This window comes from Nocardiopsis sp. NPDC007018 (assembly GCF_040635075.1).
GTDB lineage: Bacteria > Actinomycetota > Actinomycetes > Streptosporangiales > Streptosporangiaceae > Nocardiopsis.
Genome location: NZ_JBEYHA010000015.1, coordinates 114,753 through 130,301, shown reverse-complemented (window position 1 = coordinate 130,301; position 15,549 = coordinate 114,753). Strand labels below are relative to the sequence as shown.

General features: G+C 74.2%; 13 protein-coding genes. 5 read left to right on the top strand and 8 right to left on the bottom strand.

Features of this window, described 5'->3' with window-relative positions; translation table 11 throughout:
• Positions 1-97: 97 nt before the first annotated feature.
• Positions 98-1,351 (bottom strand): NRAMP family divalent metal transporter, encoded by a 1,254-nt coding sequence (locus tag ABZ635_RS11300; RefSeq protein WP_357762478.1) that lies wholly within the window; start codon positions 1,349-1,351, stop codon positions 98-100.
• Positions 1,352-1,533: 182 nt separating this feature from the next.
• Here ABZ635_RS11300 and ABZ635_RS11295 point away from each other — a divergent pair, with 182 nt between their 5' ends.
• Positions 1,534-2,256: a GntR family transcriptional regulator gene (locus ABZ635_RS11295; protein WP_357762475.1), complete on the top strand. Its 723-nt coding sequence runs from the start codon at positions 1,534-1,536 to the stop codon at positions 2,254-2,256.
• A gap of 61 nt (positions 2,257-2,317) precedes the next feature.
• A complete protein-coding gene (locus ABZ635_RS11290) occupies positions 2,318-3,103 on the top strand; it encodes an aminotransferase class IV (protein ID WP_357762472.1) in 786 nt (261 codons plus the stop codon).
• Here the strand turns inward: ABZ635_RS11290 and ABZ635_RS11285 are convergent.
• From ABZ635_RS11285 to ABZ635_RS11275, 3 genes are all read right to left on the bottom strand, one after another.
• A complete protein-coding gene (locus tag ABZ635_RS11285) occupies positions 3,100-5,181 on the bottom strand; it encodes an MMPL family transporter (protein ID WP_357762509.1) in 2,082 nt (693 codons plus the stop codon). The two genes, ABZ635_RS11290 and ABZ635_RS11285, sit on opposite strands and share 4 nt — an antisense overlap.
• 200 nt (positions 5,182-5,381) lie before the next feature.
• On the bottom strand, positions 5,382-6,896 hold the full coding sequence (locus ABZ635_RS11280; RefSeq protein WP_357762469.1) for an SDR family oxidoreductase: 1,515 nt from the start codon (positions 6,894-6,896) through the stop codon (positions 5,382-5,384).
• Entirely contained in the window at positions 6,893-7,474 is a 582-nt protein-coding gene (locus tag ABZ635_RS11275; protein ID WP_357762466.1) for a DUF4383 domain-containing protein, read from the bottom strand. Before ABZ635_RS11275 ends, ABZ635_RS11280 begins: the two co-directional genes overlap by 4 nt.
• Positions 7,475-7,567: 93 nt before the next feature.
• Between ABZ635_RS11275 and ABZ635_RS11270 the strand changes: the two genes are divergently transcribed.
• The gene (locus ABZ635_RS11270) at positions 7,568-8,497 is read left to right on the top strand and encodes a MerR family transcriptional regulator (RefSeq protein WP_357762463.1); all 930 of its coding nucleotides are present in this window, start codon (positions 7,568-7,570) and stop codon (positions 8,495-8,497) included.
• On the opposite strand, the gene ABZ635_RS11265 is transcribed toward ABZ635_RS11270, so the two are convergent.
• Positions 8,466-9,722: a lycopene cyclase family protein gene (locus ABZ635_RS11265; protein ID WP_357762459.1), complete on the bottom strand. Its 1,257-nt coding sequence runs from the start codon at positions 9,720-9,722 to the stop codon at positions 8,466-8,468. The genes ABZ635_RS11270 and ABZ635_RS11265 overlap by 32 nt on opposite strands.
• A gap of 64 nt (positions 9,723-9,786) precedes the next feature.
• Here ABZ635_RS11265 and ABZ635_RS11260 point away from each other — a divergent pair, with 64 nt between their 5' ends.
• Positions 9,787-10,521, top strand: a complete 735-nt coding sequence (locus ABZ635_RS11260; protein WP_357762456.1) for a class I SAM-dependent methyltransferase — start codon at positions 9,787-9,789, stop codon at positions 10,519-10,521.
• Positions 10,518-12,092: an FAD-dependent oxidoreductase gene (locus ABZ635_RS11255; RefSeq protein WP_357762453.1), complete on the top strand. Its 1,575-nt coding sequence runs from the start codon at positions 10,518-10,520 to the stop codon at positions 12,090-12,092. Before ABZ635_RS11260 ends, ABZ635_RS11255 begins: the two co-directional genes overlap by 4 nt.
• Here ABZ635_RS11255 and ABZ635_RS11250 read toward each other — a convergent pair.
• From ABZ635_RS11250 to crtI, 3 genes are read right to left on the bottom strand one after another with little or no spacing between them, the layout of a single operon-like run.
• A complete protein-coding gene (locus tag ABZ635_RS11250; protein WP_357762450.1) occupies positions 12,056-13,063 on the bottom strand; it encodes a DUF5914 domain-containing protein in 1,008 nt (335 codons plus the stop codon). The genes ABZ635_RS11255 and ABZ635_RS11250 overlap by 37 nt on opposite strands.
• Positions 13,064-13,111: 48 nt before the next feature.
• Positions 13,112-14,068 carry a phytoene/squalene synthase family protein gene (locus ABZ635_RS11245; protein ID WP_357762447.1) on the bottom strand — a complete coding sequence of 319 codons (957 nt, stop codon included), beginning with the start codon at positions 14,066-14,068 and terminating at the stop codon, positions 13,112-13,114.
• The gene (gene crtI, locus ABZ635_RS11240; RefSeq protein ID WP_357762506.1) at positions 14,065-15,531 is read right to left on the bottom strand and encodes a phytoene desaturase family protein; all 1,467 of its coding nucleotides are present in this window, start codon (positions 15,529-15,531) and stop codon (positions 14,065-14,067) included. The genes ABZ635_RS11245 and crtI overlap by 4 nt, the downstream gene beginning before the upstream one ends.
• Between the last annotated feature and the right edge of the window lie 18 nt (positions 15,532-15,549).

The window sequence follows — 15,549 nt, the reverse complement described above, 5'->3', positions numbered from 1 at the left end:
GTGTGTGGCTGGTCGGCTGGGGTGGTGTCCCCTGCGTTTGCCCGCCCGGGGGGGGGGGGCCGCCGCGCCGGGGCGCCCCCACCACCCGGTGTCCTGTCTACTGCCAGAGCGAGGCGATGCCGCTGAGGGACCTGCCCGCCATGTAGATGGTGAGGCCCCAGGCGGCGACGCCGACGACCAGCAGCCAGCGCGGGTAGCGGTAGCCGTTGAGCAGGGTCTTCGAGTGGCGCGCGGCCACCCACAGCAGGAGGCCCAGGCCGACCGGGAGGATGACGCCGTTGAGGGCGCCCGCCATGACCAGCAGGGTGCCCGGGGCCTGTCCGGAGACCAGGTAGATGGCCAGGGAGATGCCGATGAAGCCGGTGACCAGCTTGCCCTTGTGCCGTTCCAGCCACGGGGAGAACGTGGTGACGAAGGAGATGGAGGTGTACGAGGCGCCGATCACGGAGCTGACCGCCGCCGCCCACATGATCATCCCGAACAGGCGCATGCCGACCTCGCCCGCGGCCTGGTAGAAGGCCTCGGCGGGCGGGTTGGGGGCGTCCATGATGGCGACGCCGCCCGCGACCACGCCGAGGATGGCGAGGAAGAGCAGGACCCGCATGATGCCTGTGACGATGATGCCGGTGACGGAGGTCTGGGTGATGGCGGCGATGTTCTCGCGCCCGCCCATGCCGTTCTCGATGAGCCGGTGTGCGCCCGCGTAGGTGATGTAGCCGCCGACCGTGCCACCGATGATGGTGATGGTGGCGAGGAAGAGGTCGTTGGTGGCCGCCTCGGGCAGCACGGACTGGCGCAGGGCCTCGCCCACGGGCGGGCTGGACACGAAGGCGACGTAGGCCGTAAGGGCGATCATGATGACGCCGAGGAACACGAGGATGCGGTCCAGGGCCACGCCGAGTCTCTTGACGGCCAGGATGACGATGGCGACGAGCGCGGAGAGCACCGCGCCGATGCGCGGGTCGAGGCCGATCATGGCGTCGAGGCCCAGGCCGGTGCCGGCGATGTTGCCGACGTTGAAGATCAGGCCGCCGAAGACGATGAGGACGGCGAGCAGGTAGCCCGCTCCTGGGAGGACCTTGTTGGCCAGGTCCTGGGCGCGCATGTTGGCGACGCCGATGACCCGCCAGATGTTCAGCTGCACGGCGATGTCGACCAGGATCGACACGAGGATCGCGAAGGCGAACGCGGCACCGAGCTGCGCGGTGAAGGTCGTGGTCTGGGTGATGAAACCGGGGCCGATGGCGCTGGTGGCCATCAGGAACATGGCTCCGAGGAGGCCACTGCTCAGCGTGATCCGACCGAGCCTCGGACGCACCTTCTGCTCCGGTGCGGGGGGCGCTTCGCCCATGGCTGACTCTCCAGGTGTCCGGGAGGGGTGTGACGCCAACCTCATTGTTGGATTGTTGAACAATACTTCAATCTTGAGCCGCAGGTAAGGCACGGATCAGTAAAATCCCGACCCCCCGGTACGTAACATTGGTGGGACCACCCCGTCTCCGGAGTGGCCCACGAGACGGGTGGAGGACTCACGTGACAGCGACCGAGGACCACATCGACCGACTGCCCGAGCCCGCGCTGTCCCGCCCGACCAGCCAGGCCGAACGCGTCGCCGACCTCCTGCGCACCTTCGTCATCGACGGAGAGCTGGCCCCCGGCGTGCGCCTGTCCGAGGAGAAGCTCAGCCGCAAGTACGAGGTCTCCCGCAACACCCTGCGCGAGGCGTTCCGGCTGCTGGGTCACGAGCGCCTGCTGGTGCACCACATGCACCGAGGCGTGTTCGTCAACCGCCCCACCAGCGAGGACGTCCGCGACCTGTTCAATGCGCGGCGCTCTCTGGAACTTCCCGCCGTGCGCGGCGCGGCCACCTCGCCCGCCGACCGGGTCCGCGCCGTGGGCAGCGCCGTCGACGAGGGCGAACGGGCCCGGGCCGAGCGGGACTGGTGGCGCATGGGCAGCGCGAACATGCGCTTCCACGAGGCGCTCGCGGCCCTGGCGGGCAGCACCCGGGTCAACGAGTTCATGCGCCAGATCCTGGCCGAGACACGGCTGGTCTTCCACGTGATGGACGCGCCCCGCGAGTTCCACGACCCCTACCTCAAGTGGAACCGGCGCATCCACCTCGCGCTGGCCGAGGGCGACGCCGAGACGGCCGCCGCAGAGCTCACCACCTACCTGGACACCTCCGAACGCCAGCTGGTGACCGCTTTCGTCGCCATGGAGGAGGGCTCCAGGAGCGCGCGGCCCCCGATCTGACGGGGGCGGGCCTCGCGAACTCCCCCTGCCACAGGTCCCGAAGTGCCAGAATGAGCCCGTAATGGAACTGAACGGACGCCCCGTCAGCGCGGGAGAACTCTCAGGCCTGGCCCTGTACGGCTACGGGCACTTCACGACCATGCTCGTCACCGACCTGCGCGTGCGCGGACTCGGCCTGCACACGGAACGGCTCACCCGCGACTGCGCGGAACTCTTCGACGCCGAACTCGACGTCTCGCGCGTGCGCGAGCTGGTGCGCCGTGCCGCCCGCTCCCACACCTCGCCGTGCGTGGTCCGGGTGACCGTGTACGACCCGGCACTGGACCTCGGCCGCCCCGGGGCGCGGTCCCTGCCGCAGATCCTGGTCACCACGCGACCGGCACCGACCGCAGCCCCTCCACCGGTCCGCCTCGGCACGCGTGAGTTCACCCGGGACGCCCCGGAGGTCAAGGGCACCGGCCTGTTCGGGGCGGTACGACAGCGACGCGCCGCCCAGCGGGACGGCTACGACGACGCGCTCTTCATGGGAGTGGACGGGCGCGTGTCCGAGGGCCCCACCTGGAACATCGGGTTCCTTGACGGCGAGGAGCTGGTCTGGCCGCAGGCGCCCGCCCTGGAGGGGGTGACCTCCCGGCTGGTCGGCGGTGTCGCCCGGGCGCTCGGGGTCCCGGTCTCCACCCGTCCCCTCGCGGCGGTCGCCGCCACCCGTATGCGGGGCGCCTTCCTCACCAACGCCGTGAGCGGGGTGCGCCCGGTGGCCTCGATCGACGGGGTCGACCTGCCCGCGCCCGAGCTGGTGCCGAGGATCGCCGAGGCCTACCGGCAGCTCCCGGGCGACCCGCTCTAGCGGCTCCGGGCAGCGCGTCCGGGCCACCACAGGCGCGGCCCCGCGTCCAACGACAGGGCGGGGACGAGCAGCGTCCGCACCAGCAGGGCGTCGACCAGCACGCCGAAGGCGACGAGGAACGCCAGCTGCAACAGGAACAGCAGCGGGATCACGGCCAGCGCAGCGAAGGTGGCCGCCAGCACCACGCCGGCCGAGGTGATCACCCCTCCCGTCACCGTGAGCGCCCGCAGGATTCCCTCACGGTGCCCGTGCGCGAGGGTCTCCTCACGGGCACGGGACATCAGGAAGATGCTGTAGTCGATCCCCAGTGCCACCAGGAAGACGAAGGCGAAGAGCGGCACCACCGGATCGGCGCCGGGCAGGCCGAGGACGTGGTCGAACACGAGGGTTCCCACCCCCAGGGCCGCGGCGAACGAGAGCACGTTGGCGGTCATCAGGAGCAACGGGGCCACCAGTGACCTCAGCAGCGGGATCAGCACCAGGAACACCACCAGCGTCACCAGCGGGACGACCACCACGAAGTCCCGCTGCGCGGTGTCCAGGGTGTCGAGGTTCGTGGCGCTCACCCCGCCCACCAGCGCGTCGGCCCCCTCGACCGCGCCCAGCTCGGCGCGCAGGTCGCGGACGGCCTCCACCGCCTCGGGGGACTCCGGGTCGGCGGCCAGCACGGCCTCCACCAGGACTCGACCGTCCTCCACCAGCGGCGGTGCCTGCGCGCCGGGCGGGCCGGGTTCGGTCACCGGGGCGGCGCCCTCCACCCGGGGGACCCGTTCGGCCGCCGCCACGACCTCGTCCAGGTGGCTCTCCGCGATGACCACGAGGGCGGGCGCCGCGCTGGAGTCGGCACCGAACCCCCGGGTCAGGGTCTCCTGCCCCTCAACGGCCTCGACCTCGGTGCGGAAGACCTCCGCCTGCCCGGTTCCCTGCGCGCTGAACTGGGGCGCGAAGACGGCCGCGGCCAGCAGGAGCGCGGCCGTGCCGAGCCAGAGGACGCGGGGTCGGCGGGCCACCGCGGCGGCGATCCGCCCCCAGAAGGGGTGCTGGCGCAGGACCTCGTCGGTGGTGTTCCCGGCGGCCTCACGGGCGCGGTGCGGGGCGGTGGGCCAGAAGGCGGCGCGGCCGCACAGCGCGAGGGCGGCGGGCAGGAAGGTCATGGCGGCGAGCATCGCGGCGACCACCCCGATGGCGACCACAGGGCCGAGGCTGCGGGTGGAGGCGAGGTCGGCGGCGAGCAGGCACAACACGCCGAGGATGACGGTTCCACCCGAGGCCAGGACCGGGCCGGTGACCCCGCGCACCGCCGCGAGCACGGCCTCGGGCGCCGTCTCCCGGGCCGCCAGCTCCTCCCGGTACCGGGCGACCAGGAGCAGCGCGTAGTCCGTGCAGGCGCCCACCACCAGGATGAACAGGATGCCCTGGCTCTGGCCGTTGAGGCTGACCAGCCCGGCGTCGGCGGCGGCGTAGACCAACGCGCCGGAGAGGCCGAGCGCGAGCAGCGAGGCGACGATCACCAGGACCGGGAGCAGGGGCGACCGGTAGACGGCGACGAGGATGACCAGGACCGCGACGACCGCCACGAGGAGCAGGGTGGAGTCGATGCCACCGAAGGCCGCGACCAGGTCGGCGGCGTATCCGGCGGGCCCGGTGACCTGCGCCTGGAGCCCGGGAACCGGGTGGTCGGCGAGCAGTTCACGGAGCTCGGCGACCGAGTCGCCGGTGTCGTGACCACTCCCGATCGGGACGATGAGCTGGGCCACCGAGGGGTCCTCGCTCCCCGGGATGGGGCCGACCACCGGCCCGGTGACCCATTCCCGCTCCCCGATCCGTTCCGCGAGAGCGCCTGCCTCGGCGCGTTCGTCCCCGGTGAGCTCCTGATCGCCGGACAGGACGACGATCGCCGGGACGGTGTCGCCCCGGTCGAACCGCTCGGCCAGCGCTCCGGCCTCGGTGGACTCGGCGCCGACCGGAAGGAAGGCGGAGGGGTCGTTGGTCTGTACCTCGCCGAGACGGCCGAGGAAGGCGCCGAGGGGTCCCGCGCCGAGCAGCCACACGAGGCTGACCAGCAGCGCGGCACCGATCCACAGGCGTGGGCGCCGGGTCCGGGGGGCGCGTGGTTCGTCGGGTCGGCGGGGGACGGATGGTGTCGGCACCGTGGGAGGCCCTTCCGAGACCGCGCCCGGGACGGCGCGGCTCCTTTGACTCGGAATCCGAGTCTCTTGGATTTCTAGCTACTTCTCCGCACACGTTATCGCGGTCCGGCACCCGCCCTCCACCGGGGTCAGGTACCGCCCGTCACCCCGTCGCTCGGCCGCTGGGCGTCCCGCTCGTCCGCCTCCGCGCGGCCAGCGATGTTGTCGGCCATCGAACCGAACACGACCCCGTGGAAGGGCGTGACCGCCTTCCAGTACAGGTGCCCTGCCAGTCCCCTCGGGTGGAACAGCGCCCGCTGGCAGTAGACCGTGCGCCCGTCCGCTCGGCCCACCCGCAGTTCGAGCCAGGCCGGACCCGGCAGGCGCATCTCCGCGCGCAACCGGAGCAGCTCACCCGGGACGATCTCCTCCACCCGCCAGAAGTCCAGGGAGTCCCCCACCCGCAGGCGTTCCGGGTCGCGGCGCCCCCGCCGGGGCCCCACCCCGCCCACGGCGAGGTCGATCCACCCGCGGGCCGCCCACGCCAACGGCCACGAGTACCAGCCGCGCTGACCCCCGATCCCCTCGATCACGCGCCACAGGCTCTCCGGGGACGCGTCCGCGTACCGGGCCCGCCGGTCCGTGTACAGGCTCCCGCCCGCCCAGTCGGGGTCGGTGGGCAGCGGGTCCGAGGGGGCGCTCGGCCAGGCCGCCGAGGACCAGCGCGTGTCCACCCGGTCCTCGTCGATCCGCCGCAGGGCCAACCGCACCGCCTCGTCGAACGGTATTCGGCCGTGGTCCGGGAGCGTCCGCGCCAGGTCGTCCTCACCCGCCACCGCGTCGTGCCGCAACGACTCCACCAGCGGCCGCGCCACCGAGGGCGGCACCGGCGTGATGAGGCCGACCCACAGACTGGACAGGCCCGGCGACAGCACCGGGACGGGGATGATCAGCCTCCGGGCGAGCCCCGCCACGGAGGCGAAGCGCTGGATCATCTCGGCGTAGCTGAGCACCTCGGGGCCACCGATGTCGAAGGTGCGGTCGGTCCCCTCGGGTAGCTCGTCCGCGCGCACCAGCAGCCGGAGCACGTCCCGCACGGCGATCGGCTGCACCCGGCTGCGCACCCAGCGGGGTGTGGTCATCGCCGGAAGCCGCTCCGTGAGGTGGCGGAGCATCTCGAAGGAGGCCGACCCCGAACCGATGATCACGGCGGCCCGCAGCACCACGGCCGGGACCGGCGCCTCCACCAGGATGCGCCCGACCTCTTCCCGGGAGGCCATGTGGGCGGACAGCTCGACGTGCTCGGGGGCCAGGCCGCCGAGGTAGACGATCCGGCCCGTACCCGATCGCGCCGCCGCCCCGGCGAAGGTGCGGGCCCCCTGCGCGTCGGTGCTCGCGAAGTCGCGGCCGCCGCTCATCGAGTGCACGAGGTAGTACGCCACGTCGACGTCGGCCAACGCCTCCGCCAGCCCCTCCCCGGAGACCACGTCACCGCGGACCACCTCCACGCGCTCGCGCCAGGGGTGGTCCCGCAGCTTCTCCGGGGTGCGGGCCAGGCAGCGCACCCGGTACCCGGACGCGAGCAGTTCGGGGACGAGCCGTCCGCCGATGTAGCCGCTGGCCCCGGTCACCAGGGCCAGCCGTCCCGAAGGAGCGGTGCTCATCCCCGGCTCTCCTCACTGGTGTCCTCGCGTTCGCGCGCCGACCGCGGGCCCGGTACCGCGTTCCCGCCCGGAGCCCCGGCGGCGTGCGCCCCCGTGTCGGTCCCGGCGTCGGTGCCCTCCTCGGGGTGCCGGTACCGGCGGAACGGGTTGTCACTGGGGAGGTTGCCGGTGAACCGTCCGTACATCCCGATGGTGAGCAGGACCAGGCCCACCACGTAACTGAAGATCACGTTGGGCACGCTGAAGGCCAGGACGTTGAAGTCGGTGCTCATCAGGATCAGGTTCACCAGGCCGCTGACCAGGAAGGCCCCGCCGACCGTCACGCACACCGTCGACGCGAACTTGCCGCCCAGGATCGCCGCACCCACCAGCAGCGAGCCGATCGCGATGGACAGGAAGCTCAGCGCGCCGTTCGTGGACAGCCCGGCGACCACCTCGCCCCGCGTGTCGAACAAAGGAAGCCGGATCATCATGCCGGCGCTGCCGAAACCCACCAGGACCAGACCGGTGAACCCGGCCCCGATCCGGTAGACGCGGTCCAACCGCCGGTCGGCCCGGCGTGTGGTGTCCAGATCCATGTCGTCGCCCCTTTCGGTGCTCTCACGCTCTAGAGTCGGAGGTCAGCGGCCCGCGTCACAAGTCGCACCGCTTTCGCAACGTGTTGGGGTGCCATGACCGACGCACTCGGCCCGGGGGCCGTGGCCCGACTCCTCGGTGTCGCGCCGACCACCCTGCGCAGCTGGGACCGGCGTTACGGCGTCGGCCCGCGCGAGCGCAGCCCCGGCGGGCACCGGCGCTACTCCCCTGCGGACGTCGCACGGCTGCGCACCCTGTGCCACCTCGTCGGCGAGGGCGTGCCCCCGGCCGAGGCGGCGCGGCGCGTCCTGTCGTCGGCCGACCGCTCCGTTCCGGGGCCGCGGGTACCCGCCGCATCGGCCGCTCCCCGCTCCTCCCCCGCCCTACCCGTACACGGAAGCGGGCACACTCCGACCCTCCGGGGCGTGGCCCGGGCCGCCATGCGCATGGACTCCGACCTCGTGGAGCACCTGCTCCAGACCGCCGTGGAGCGGCACGGGACCGTCGCCGCCTGGGAGGACCTCGCGAAACCCCTGCTGTACGGGATGGGCCGACGGTGGGAGGACACCCGGCGGCACGTGGAAGTGGAGCACCTGCTCTCCTGGAGCGTGTCCACGGTGCTGCGCCGCGTCCCCGCGCCGCTCGCGGCTCCCGGGACCCGTCAGCGCCCGGTCGTCCTGGCCTGCCTGCCGCACGAGATGCACAGCCTCCCGGTGGAAGCCCTGGCCGCCTCCCTGCGCGAGGCCGGGCTGACCCACCGGGTGCTGGGCCCCTGTACCCCCACCGAGGCCACCGTCCGCGCCATCGCCCGTGTCGGCCCACGCGCCGTGGTGCTGTGGTGCCACGCCAGCGGGGACCACGACGCGGAGACCCTGCGCGCCGTGGCCCGCACCGCCGCCTCGGCGCCTCAGCGCACCGCCGTGTACACCGCCGGGCCGGGCTGGCGGGGGGTCGGGGACACGCTGCGGGTCGCCGACGGGCACCTGGACTCCCTCACCGAGGGCGTGCGGGTCCTCGGCGGCTGACCACCGGAGGCCGCCGCCGGGAGGCGCCGCCCGGGAGGGCCCCGGCGAGTGACGAGCGCAGCGTGTACCAGAGGTGGTCGGCGCTGGTCAGCGACATCGCCGCGACCGGGGTGGTCAGGCCCATGGCGAACTCGCGGACCGGGCCCGTGTCGCCGTCCAGGAAGGCCAGGACGTCGCCCAGGCGGTTGGCCGCGAAGAGCCGCGCGAAGAAGTCCGCGCCCGACACCCGTCCGCTGTCCAGGGCCCGCAGCAGGACCGCGTCCATCGCCAGGTGCCGCGCGCGGTGCGGAACCGGCGGCACCGGGACCCGGCCCCGCTCCAGCGCCCGCGCGACGGCGGCGGCCTGCCGCGACGCGCCGCTGAAGGTGTACCCCGTGGAGGGCCGGGTGGCGCCCCCCGCGGCGCCGATCCGGAACAGCCGCCGGCCGACCCGGGTGGGCAGGGACTCGTCGGTCATCGGGATGGCGCCCTGCTCGGACGCGGTGACCTCGGCCCCGTGGAGCCCGCAGCGCTCGCAGTAGTCGGCCAGCGCCCGCTCGTACTCGGCGGTGGTGAGCGCGGTCCGGCCGAACTCGGTGTACTCGACCAACGCCTCGCGTCGGGACAGCGGCAGCACGTACCCGAAGGCCACACCGCCGGGGGGTTGGGGCGGACGCAGGTCCATGAGCACCGCGGAGCCCGGGTCGAGGGCGTCCTCGGGCAGGCGCACGAACCACCCCCGGAAGTGTTGGAGGAGGCGCGTACGCCCTCCGTGCGGGGGCCGGGGCGGGCGGGTGTCGAACACCCACCGGGCGGTGAGCTCCGACCGTTCGCCGTCGGGCCCCACGGCCTGGACGGTGGCGTGTTCGGGGCCGTCCCGTGTCGTCCGCGCGTGCAGCGGTCGGAACTCCACCCCCGGGCCCGCCGAGGCCCGCACGTGCGCGTCCACATCGGTCGAGCGCAGCATCTTGTAGACGTAGGGGCGGGCCGGGGAGCGGTGCCGGGCGCCGTCCGGACCGACGACCGACAGGTCCCGCCACGAGGCCGTGAGCAGCGGGTCCCACGGCCCCGGCCCGGCCTCCCAGAAGCACCAGGTCCTCGGCGGCGGGGTCCACGGGCCCGGAGGAGGCTCCAGGACGGCCGTTCTCAGCGCTGCGCCGCGCCGATCGTTGCTTTGCCCGATGCGATGGGCCAGGGTGAGCCCAGCGGCCCCCGCTCCGATGATCACCACGTCGTAGTCGGCCATCACCCCAGCATGGCCCCTGCGGCGGTCGAAGTCCCCCGTCCACCCCGAACCGCCCGGAGGACCGATGACCACAGCGACCGAACGGATGAAGGCCGCCGAGGTGACCGAGGAGTTCGACCTCGCGGCGCCCGCCTACGACCGGCTGGTCTCCCGCAGCCCCGGCTACCACCGGGACCTGCGCGCTTCGGCGATCCGCCTGCGCCTCCCGGATCGCGGCGAAGGGCTCCTCCTGCTCGACCTGGGGTGCGGCACGGGGGCCTCCACCGCCGCCCTGGCCCGCGAGTACCCGCTGGCCCGGATCGTCGGAGTGGACTCCTCCGAGGGCATGTTGCGCGAGGCCCGCGCCAAACGGTGGTCGGACCGCGTCACCTTCCGCCGGGCCCGCGCCCAGGACCTCACCCCGGAGTGGGCCGGGGAGGCGCTCGGCGGCCCGGCCGACGCGGTGTTCGCCGCCTACCTGGTACGCAACGTGCCCGATCCGGACGCCTTCCTGGCCGGGGCGCTGGCCCTGCTGTGCCCGGGCGGGCGGATGGCGCTGCACGAGTACTCCGTGGCGGACTCCGCCGCCGCCCGAGCGGTGTGGACCGCCGTGTGCTGGGGCGTGGTCGTGCCGTCCGGACGAGTGCTCGTCGGCCGCGACGACCTGTTCCGGTACCTGTGGCGCAGCGTCCTCGACTTCGACGGCCGCGAGGCCCTGCTGGAGCGCATGGGCGCCGCGGGACTGGTGTCCGTAGCCAGCGCGCCGATGCCGGGCTGGCGCTACGGGATCACCCACACCTTCGTCGGCGCCCGCCCGTGAACCCCGACGTGAACGACCCCCGCGCCGAACGGATCGACCCGCCCGCGCCGGACGGGCCCCGACCGGGCCGCGTTCCCCGTGTGGCGGTGGTGGGCGGAGGCATCGCCGGTCTGGCCGCCGCCTGCGGGCTGGCCGAGCGCGGCGTGGGCGTGGTGGTGTTCGAACGCGAGGACGGGCTGGGCGGGCGCCTGCGGGGGTGGGACACCACCCTCGCCGACGGCAGCGCGGCCACCATGAGCCGGGGGTTCCACGCCTTCTTCCGGCAGTACTACAACCTGCGGGGACTGCTCCGACGGTCCGACCCGGGCCTGGATGCGCTCGTGCCGCTGGCCGACTACCCGCTGGTGCACAGTTCCGGGGCCCGGGACCGCTTCTCCGGCCTGCCCACCACGCCGCCGTGGAACGCCTTCGCGCTGGCCGCCGTGAGCCGCAGCTTCCCGGCGTCGGAGCTGGCCGGGGTGAACGTCCCGGCGGTGCTCCAGCTGCTGGACGCCGACGTGCCGGGCGTGCACGAGCGCCTCGGCCACCGCAGCGCCCGGGAGCTGCTGGAGGTGACCCGGTTCCCGCGCACCGCGCGCCACCTGGCCTTCGAGGTGTTCAGCCGCAGCTTCTTCGCCGCGCCCGAGCGCCTCTCCGCCGCCGAGATGGCGGTCATGTTCCACGTCTACTTCCTGGGGTCGTCGGAGGGGCTCGTGTTCGACGTGCCGCGCTCGCCGTTTCCCCAGGCGCTTTGGAATCCGTTGGAGGCGTACCTGCGCGGGCGTGGGGTCGAGTTCCGCACCGGGGCGTCGATCGACCGGATCGCGCCGGGTGAGCGTCCGGGCCACGCGGTGTTCTGGAGGGGCTCCGAAGGGGTGCGGTGCGAGGAGTTCGACGCGGCGGTACTGGCGGCGGACCCGCCGGGGCTGCGCTCACTCGTCGCGGCCTCGCCCGAGCTCGGCACGGCGGAGTGGCGGGCGCGGGTCGCGGGCGTCGCCTCGGCGCCCCCGTTCCTGGTCTCCCGCTACTGGCTGGACCGCCCCGTCCGGCCGCACCGGCAGGCCTTCCTCGGCACCGCCGGATACCCGACACTCGACAACGTGAGCGTCCTGGACCGCTATGAGGACCAGGCCCGGGAGTGGGCGGCGCGCACCGGGGGCTCGGTGGTGGAGCTGCACGCCTACGCCCTGCCCGAGGAACACGACCCCGCGGTGGAGCGGGCGTCCCTGTGGAAGCAGGCCGTCGCGGTCTACCCGGAACTGGCCGGGGCACGCGCGGTGGACGCGCGGCACGAGCTCCGTGCCGACTGCGCGCTGTTCCCTCCCGGCGGCTACCGGGACCGCTGCACGGTGACCACCCCCGACCCCACCCTGGTGGTGGCGGGCGACCACGTGCGCGTCGACCTGCCGGTCGCCCTCATGGAGGGAGCCGCCACCACCGGGTTGAGCGCCGCCAACGCGCTGTTGTCGCGGTGGGGGCTGCCGGGACACGCCCTGTGGACGGTGCCCCGGCGGGGGCGCGGCGCGCTCCTGCGCGCACTGGCCCGCGGCGCCCGTCAGCCCGGCCAGCGGCCGGTGGTCCGCAGCAGGTAGCGGCGCTCCGCGTAGGCGAGGTCGTCCCGCCACAGGCGGCGCGCCACCGTCCGCACGGCGGGGCGTACCGCCGCCGCCACCCTGCGGGCCAGGGCGAAGCCGGTGCGGTCGGACACCGCGACCGTCGCCTCGATGACGGCGGTGCGGGGAACACCGTCGCGATCGGTACCGAGCGGTGTCGCGTGGGTCTCCACCACGCTGCCCACACCCTCCCCCTCGATGATGCGCATCACCACGGTGCGGGGTTCCGGGCAGGTGAACTCGGCCCGGACCGGGACCCCCCACCGCCCCGCCACCCGGAAGCCGAGGTCGGCGACCAGCCGGTCCGGGTCGGGGTCCGGCCCCTGAGGCACCTCGGTCACCCGCAGCCCGACGAAGGAGTAGGGGTGGAACCAGGCTCCGTGCCAGGGGTCGAGACGGTTGGAGACCACGTCCTCGGGTTCGCAGCGCCCCGCCAGGCTCTCCACCGCGGCGATGCTCCGCTCCGGGCGCGGGCGCTCCGGGACGACCGGGGCGCCGGTCGGCGGCTCACCGCCGAGCGCGTCCAACCGGACCCACACGAGCACGCCGTCGTCGTGCACCGGCAGAGGACTCCAACCGGGCATCCCCTCCGAGCCGAGCGAGAGACCGTGCCAGCGGCACACCAGGCGCCCCTCGGACACCGCGCCCCGGCACAGGGGCGCCCCGAGGTGGGGGCAGGCTCCCGGTCCGGCGTGCGCGCTCCCGTCCGGGGTACGCCAGGCGACGAGTTCCGTGCCGCCGACCACCCGGCCGAAGGGGCGGTCGGCGCGCACCTCGGTACTGGCGGCCAGCACGAACCAGTTCCCGGAGGGGCGGGCCAGGGCCCGCTTGAGCGCACCGCCGATGACGGCGGGCGAGGCCTCTCGCCAGGTCGGCTCCTGCCGGGCCCAGGTGTTCCTGGGCATCCGCCGCAGCGGAAGCCGCCGCGGCTCGGGGGCGGGCATCGTCATCGGGCCTCCTCAACTGCGGTGTGCGCCCGGTCGCCGCGCGACCGGGGGTCAGTCGCCGGCCCTCGGGCCGGGCACGGTCCGCGCCCAGAGCGCGCGGGCCAGGGCGGGTGCGGCGACCGCGAGCTTGCGGGCGTCGGAGACGCGGTGGCGGACCCGCCACACGTCGAAGTCGGCGTCGGCGATCTCGTCGAGGATCTCCCGGTACAGGCGCAGGGCCGTCGCCACGCACGGGCGGGCGACCGGGGAGAGCATCGCGACACCCGGTTCGGCCTCCCGGTAGAACCCCTGGTTGACCTCCACGAGCGCCGCGAGGGCGTCGCGCACGCGCCGGTCGGACCGCCGGGTGCTGGCGCAGTGCTCCAGGAGCGGGCGGTCCACGCCGTGTGCGTCCAGGACGTCGGCGGGCAGGTAGACCCGCCCCCTGCGCAGGTCCTCGGCGACGTCGCGCAGGAAGTTGGTGAGTTGGAAGGCCTCCCCCAGCGCGGCGGCGTGCGGCGCCGCCTCCTCCCTCGGAGCGCGGGTCCCCAGGACCGGCAGGACCTGGAGCCCGATCACGGCGGCCGACCCGTACATGTACGCGCGCAGGTGGGCCAGGTCGCGGTAGGCCGTGGTGTCCAGGTCCATGCGCATCGAGTCCATGAACGCGGTGAAGTAGTCGGCCGGCAGCCCGTACCGCCGCACGGTGTGCGCGAGGGCCCGCAGGAGGGGTTCGTCCGGCCGCCCGCCCGAGAGCGCGGTGTCCAGATCGGCACCGATCGCGTCCAGCCGGGCGCGCTGGTCGGCGGTCGTGGTGCCCGGCGCGGGCTCGTCGACGATGTCGTCCACCCAGCGCGCGAACCCGTAGAGGGCGTGGACGCCGGGGCGGCGCCCGGGCGGGAGCACCCGTGTGGCCGTGTAGTAGGTACGGCCGTGGCGCGCGTGCAGCGCGCGGCAGCGGAGGTAGGCGGAGCGCAGCGGCTGTTCCGCGATCCCGGCCGCGTCCAGCTCTCCCGTGGCGGAGGTCATCGTCGCGCCCCCGTCCTCGTCGCGGCCACGACCCGCGCGGCCGCGATCTTCCCCGAGATCAGGACCGTGGGCAGCCCCACCCCGGGTGAGGTCCCGCATCCCGCCAGGAAGGCGTTGTCGACGCCCGGTACGGTGCCGCGGGGCCGGAAGGGACCGGTCTGCGCGAACGTGTGGGCCAGGGAGAAGGGTGTGCCGCGCGCCAGGCCCTGACGCGCCCAGTCGGCGGGCGTCACCAGGCGTTCGGCGCGGACCGAGGCGTCCAGTCCGGTGAGGCCGCGCGCTTCGAGCACGGACACCAGGTGGTCGCGGTAGCGGGGGCCCGCGCGGTCCCAGTCGATGTCGGCGCAGGCCAGGTTGGGCGCGGGTGCCAGGACGTACAGGAGGTGGTGGCCGTCGGGCGCCAGGGAGGGGTCGGTGACGGTGGGTTGTGTGACCAGCAGCGAGGGGTCGCTCATGGTCCTGCCGCCGTCGGTGATCTCGGCGAAGGTGCGCCGCCAGGCCGCGCCGAAGGAGATCGTGTGGTGGGACAGCCGCTCCCAGGTGCGGTCGGTGCCCAGGTGGAGGACCACGGCGGAGGGCGAGTAGCGGTGCGGCACCGGCCGCCGGGAGCGGTGGTCGAGCAGCCGGTGGGCGGCGGGCAGGTCGGCGGTGACCACCACGTGGTCGCAGGGCAGGCGCTCCCCGCCTTCGGTGATGACGGCGGTGACCCGGTTCCCCCGGCGTTCCACGCGGCGCGCGGACTCCCCGAAGCGCAGGACCGCCCCGGCCTTGGCCGCCGCCCCCGCCATGGCCTCGGCCACGGCGCGCATCCCGCCCTGGGGGAAGTGGACTCCGGCGACGGTGTCCATGTAGGCGATGACACCGTAGGCGGCCAGGGCCCGGTCGGGCGCGACCCCGGCGTAGAGCGCCTGGAAGGAGAAGACCCGGCGCAGGCGCTCGTCCTTCAGGTGGCGGCCCACCGCCCGGGACCACCGGCCGAACCCGCCCATCGCCGCGAGACGCACGAGGTCGGGGCCGAGGAGGTCGAGCGGGGAGTCGAGCCGCGCGTCGATGAACGAGCGCATCTCCACCTCGTACAGGCGGGTGAGCCATTCCCGGAGCCGCAGGTAACCGCGGGCCTCCCGGGGTCCGGCGACCCTGGCCACCTCGGCGGCCATCCGCTCGCGTTCGGTGTGGACGTCGACGGTGGAGCCATCGGCGAAGGACGCCCGGTAGGCGGGTGTCAGCGGCCGCAGCTCCAGCCGGTCGCGGACGGACTCCCCCACCGCCGCGAAGGCCTCGTCGAGGAGGTCGGGCATGGTGAGCACGGTCGGCCCGGTGTCGACGCGGAAGCCGTCCATGTCCAGGCGCCCGGCGCGCCCCCCGGGGTGGTCCTCGCGTTCGACGACCACCACCTCGCGTCCGGCTCCGAGCAGGTGGAGGGCGCAGGAGAGGCCGGACAGTCCGGCCCCCACCACGACCACGGGGTGCCTTCCCTTCCT

Excerpts from the sequence above, each read along its gene's own strand:
- ABZ635_RS11250 (WP_357762450.1), bottom strand. The coding sequence starts at position 13,063 with ATGACGATGCCCGCCCCCGAGCCGCGGCGGCTTCCGCTGCGGCGGATG.
- ABZ635_RS11300 (WP_357762478.1), bottom strand. The coding sequence starts at position 1,351 with ATGGGCGAAGCGCCCCCCGCACCGGAGCAGAAGGTGCGTCCGAGGCTC.
- ABZ635_RS11245 (WP_357762447.1), bottom strand. The coding sequence starts at position 14,068 with ATGACCTCCGCCACGGGAGAGCTGGACGCGGCCGGGATCGCGGAACAG.
- ABZ635_RS11290 (WP_357762472.1), top strand. The coding sequence starts at position 2,318 with ATGGAACTGAACGGACGCCCCGTCAGCGCGGGAGAACTCTCAGGCCTG.
- ABZ635_RS11270 (WP_357762463.1), top strand. The coding sequence starts at position 7,568 with ATGACCGACGCACTCGGCCCGGGGGCCGTGGCCCGACTCCTCGGTGTC.
- ABZ635_RS11260 (WP_357762456.1), top strand. The coding sequence starts at position 9,787 with ATGACCACAGCGACCGAACGGATGAAGGCCGCCGAGGTGACCGAGGAG.
- ABZ635_RS11280 (WP_357762469.1), bottom strand. The coding sequence starts at position 6,896 with ATGAGCACCGCTCCTTCGGGACGGCTGGCCCTGGTGACCGGGGCCAGC.
- ABZ635_RS11265 (WP_357762459.1), bottom strand. The coding sequence starts at position 9,722 with ATGGCCGACTACGACGTGGTGATCATCGGAGCGGGGGCCGCTGGGCTC.
- ABZ635_RS11275 (WP_357762466.1), bottom strand. The coding sequence starts at position 7,474 with ATGGATCTGGACACCACACGCCGGGCCGACCGGCGGTTGGACCGCGTC.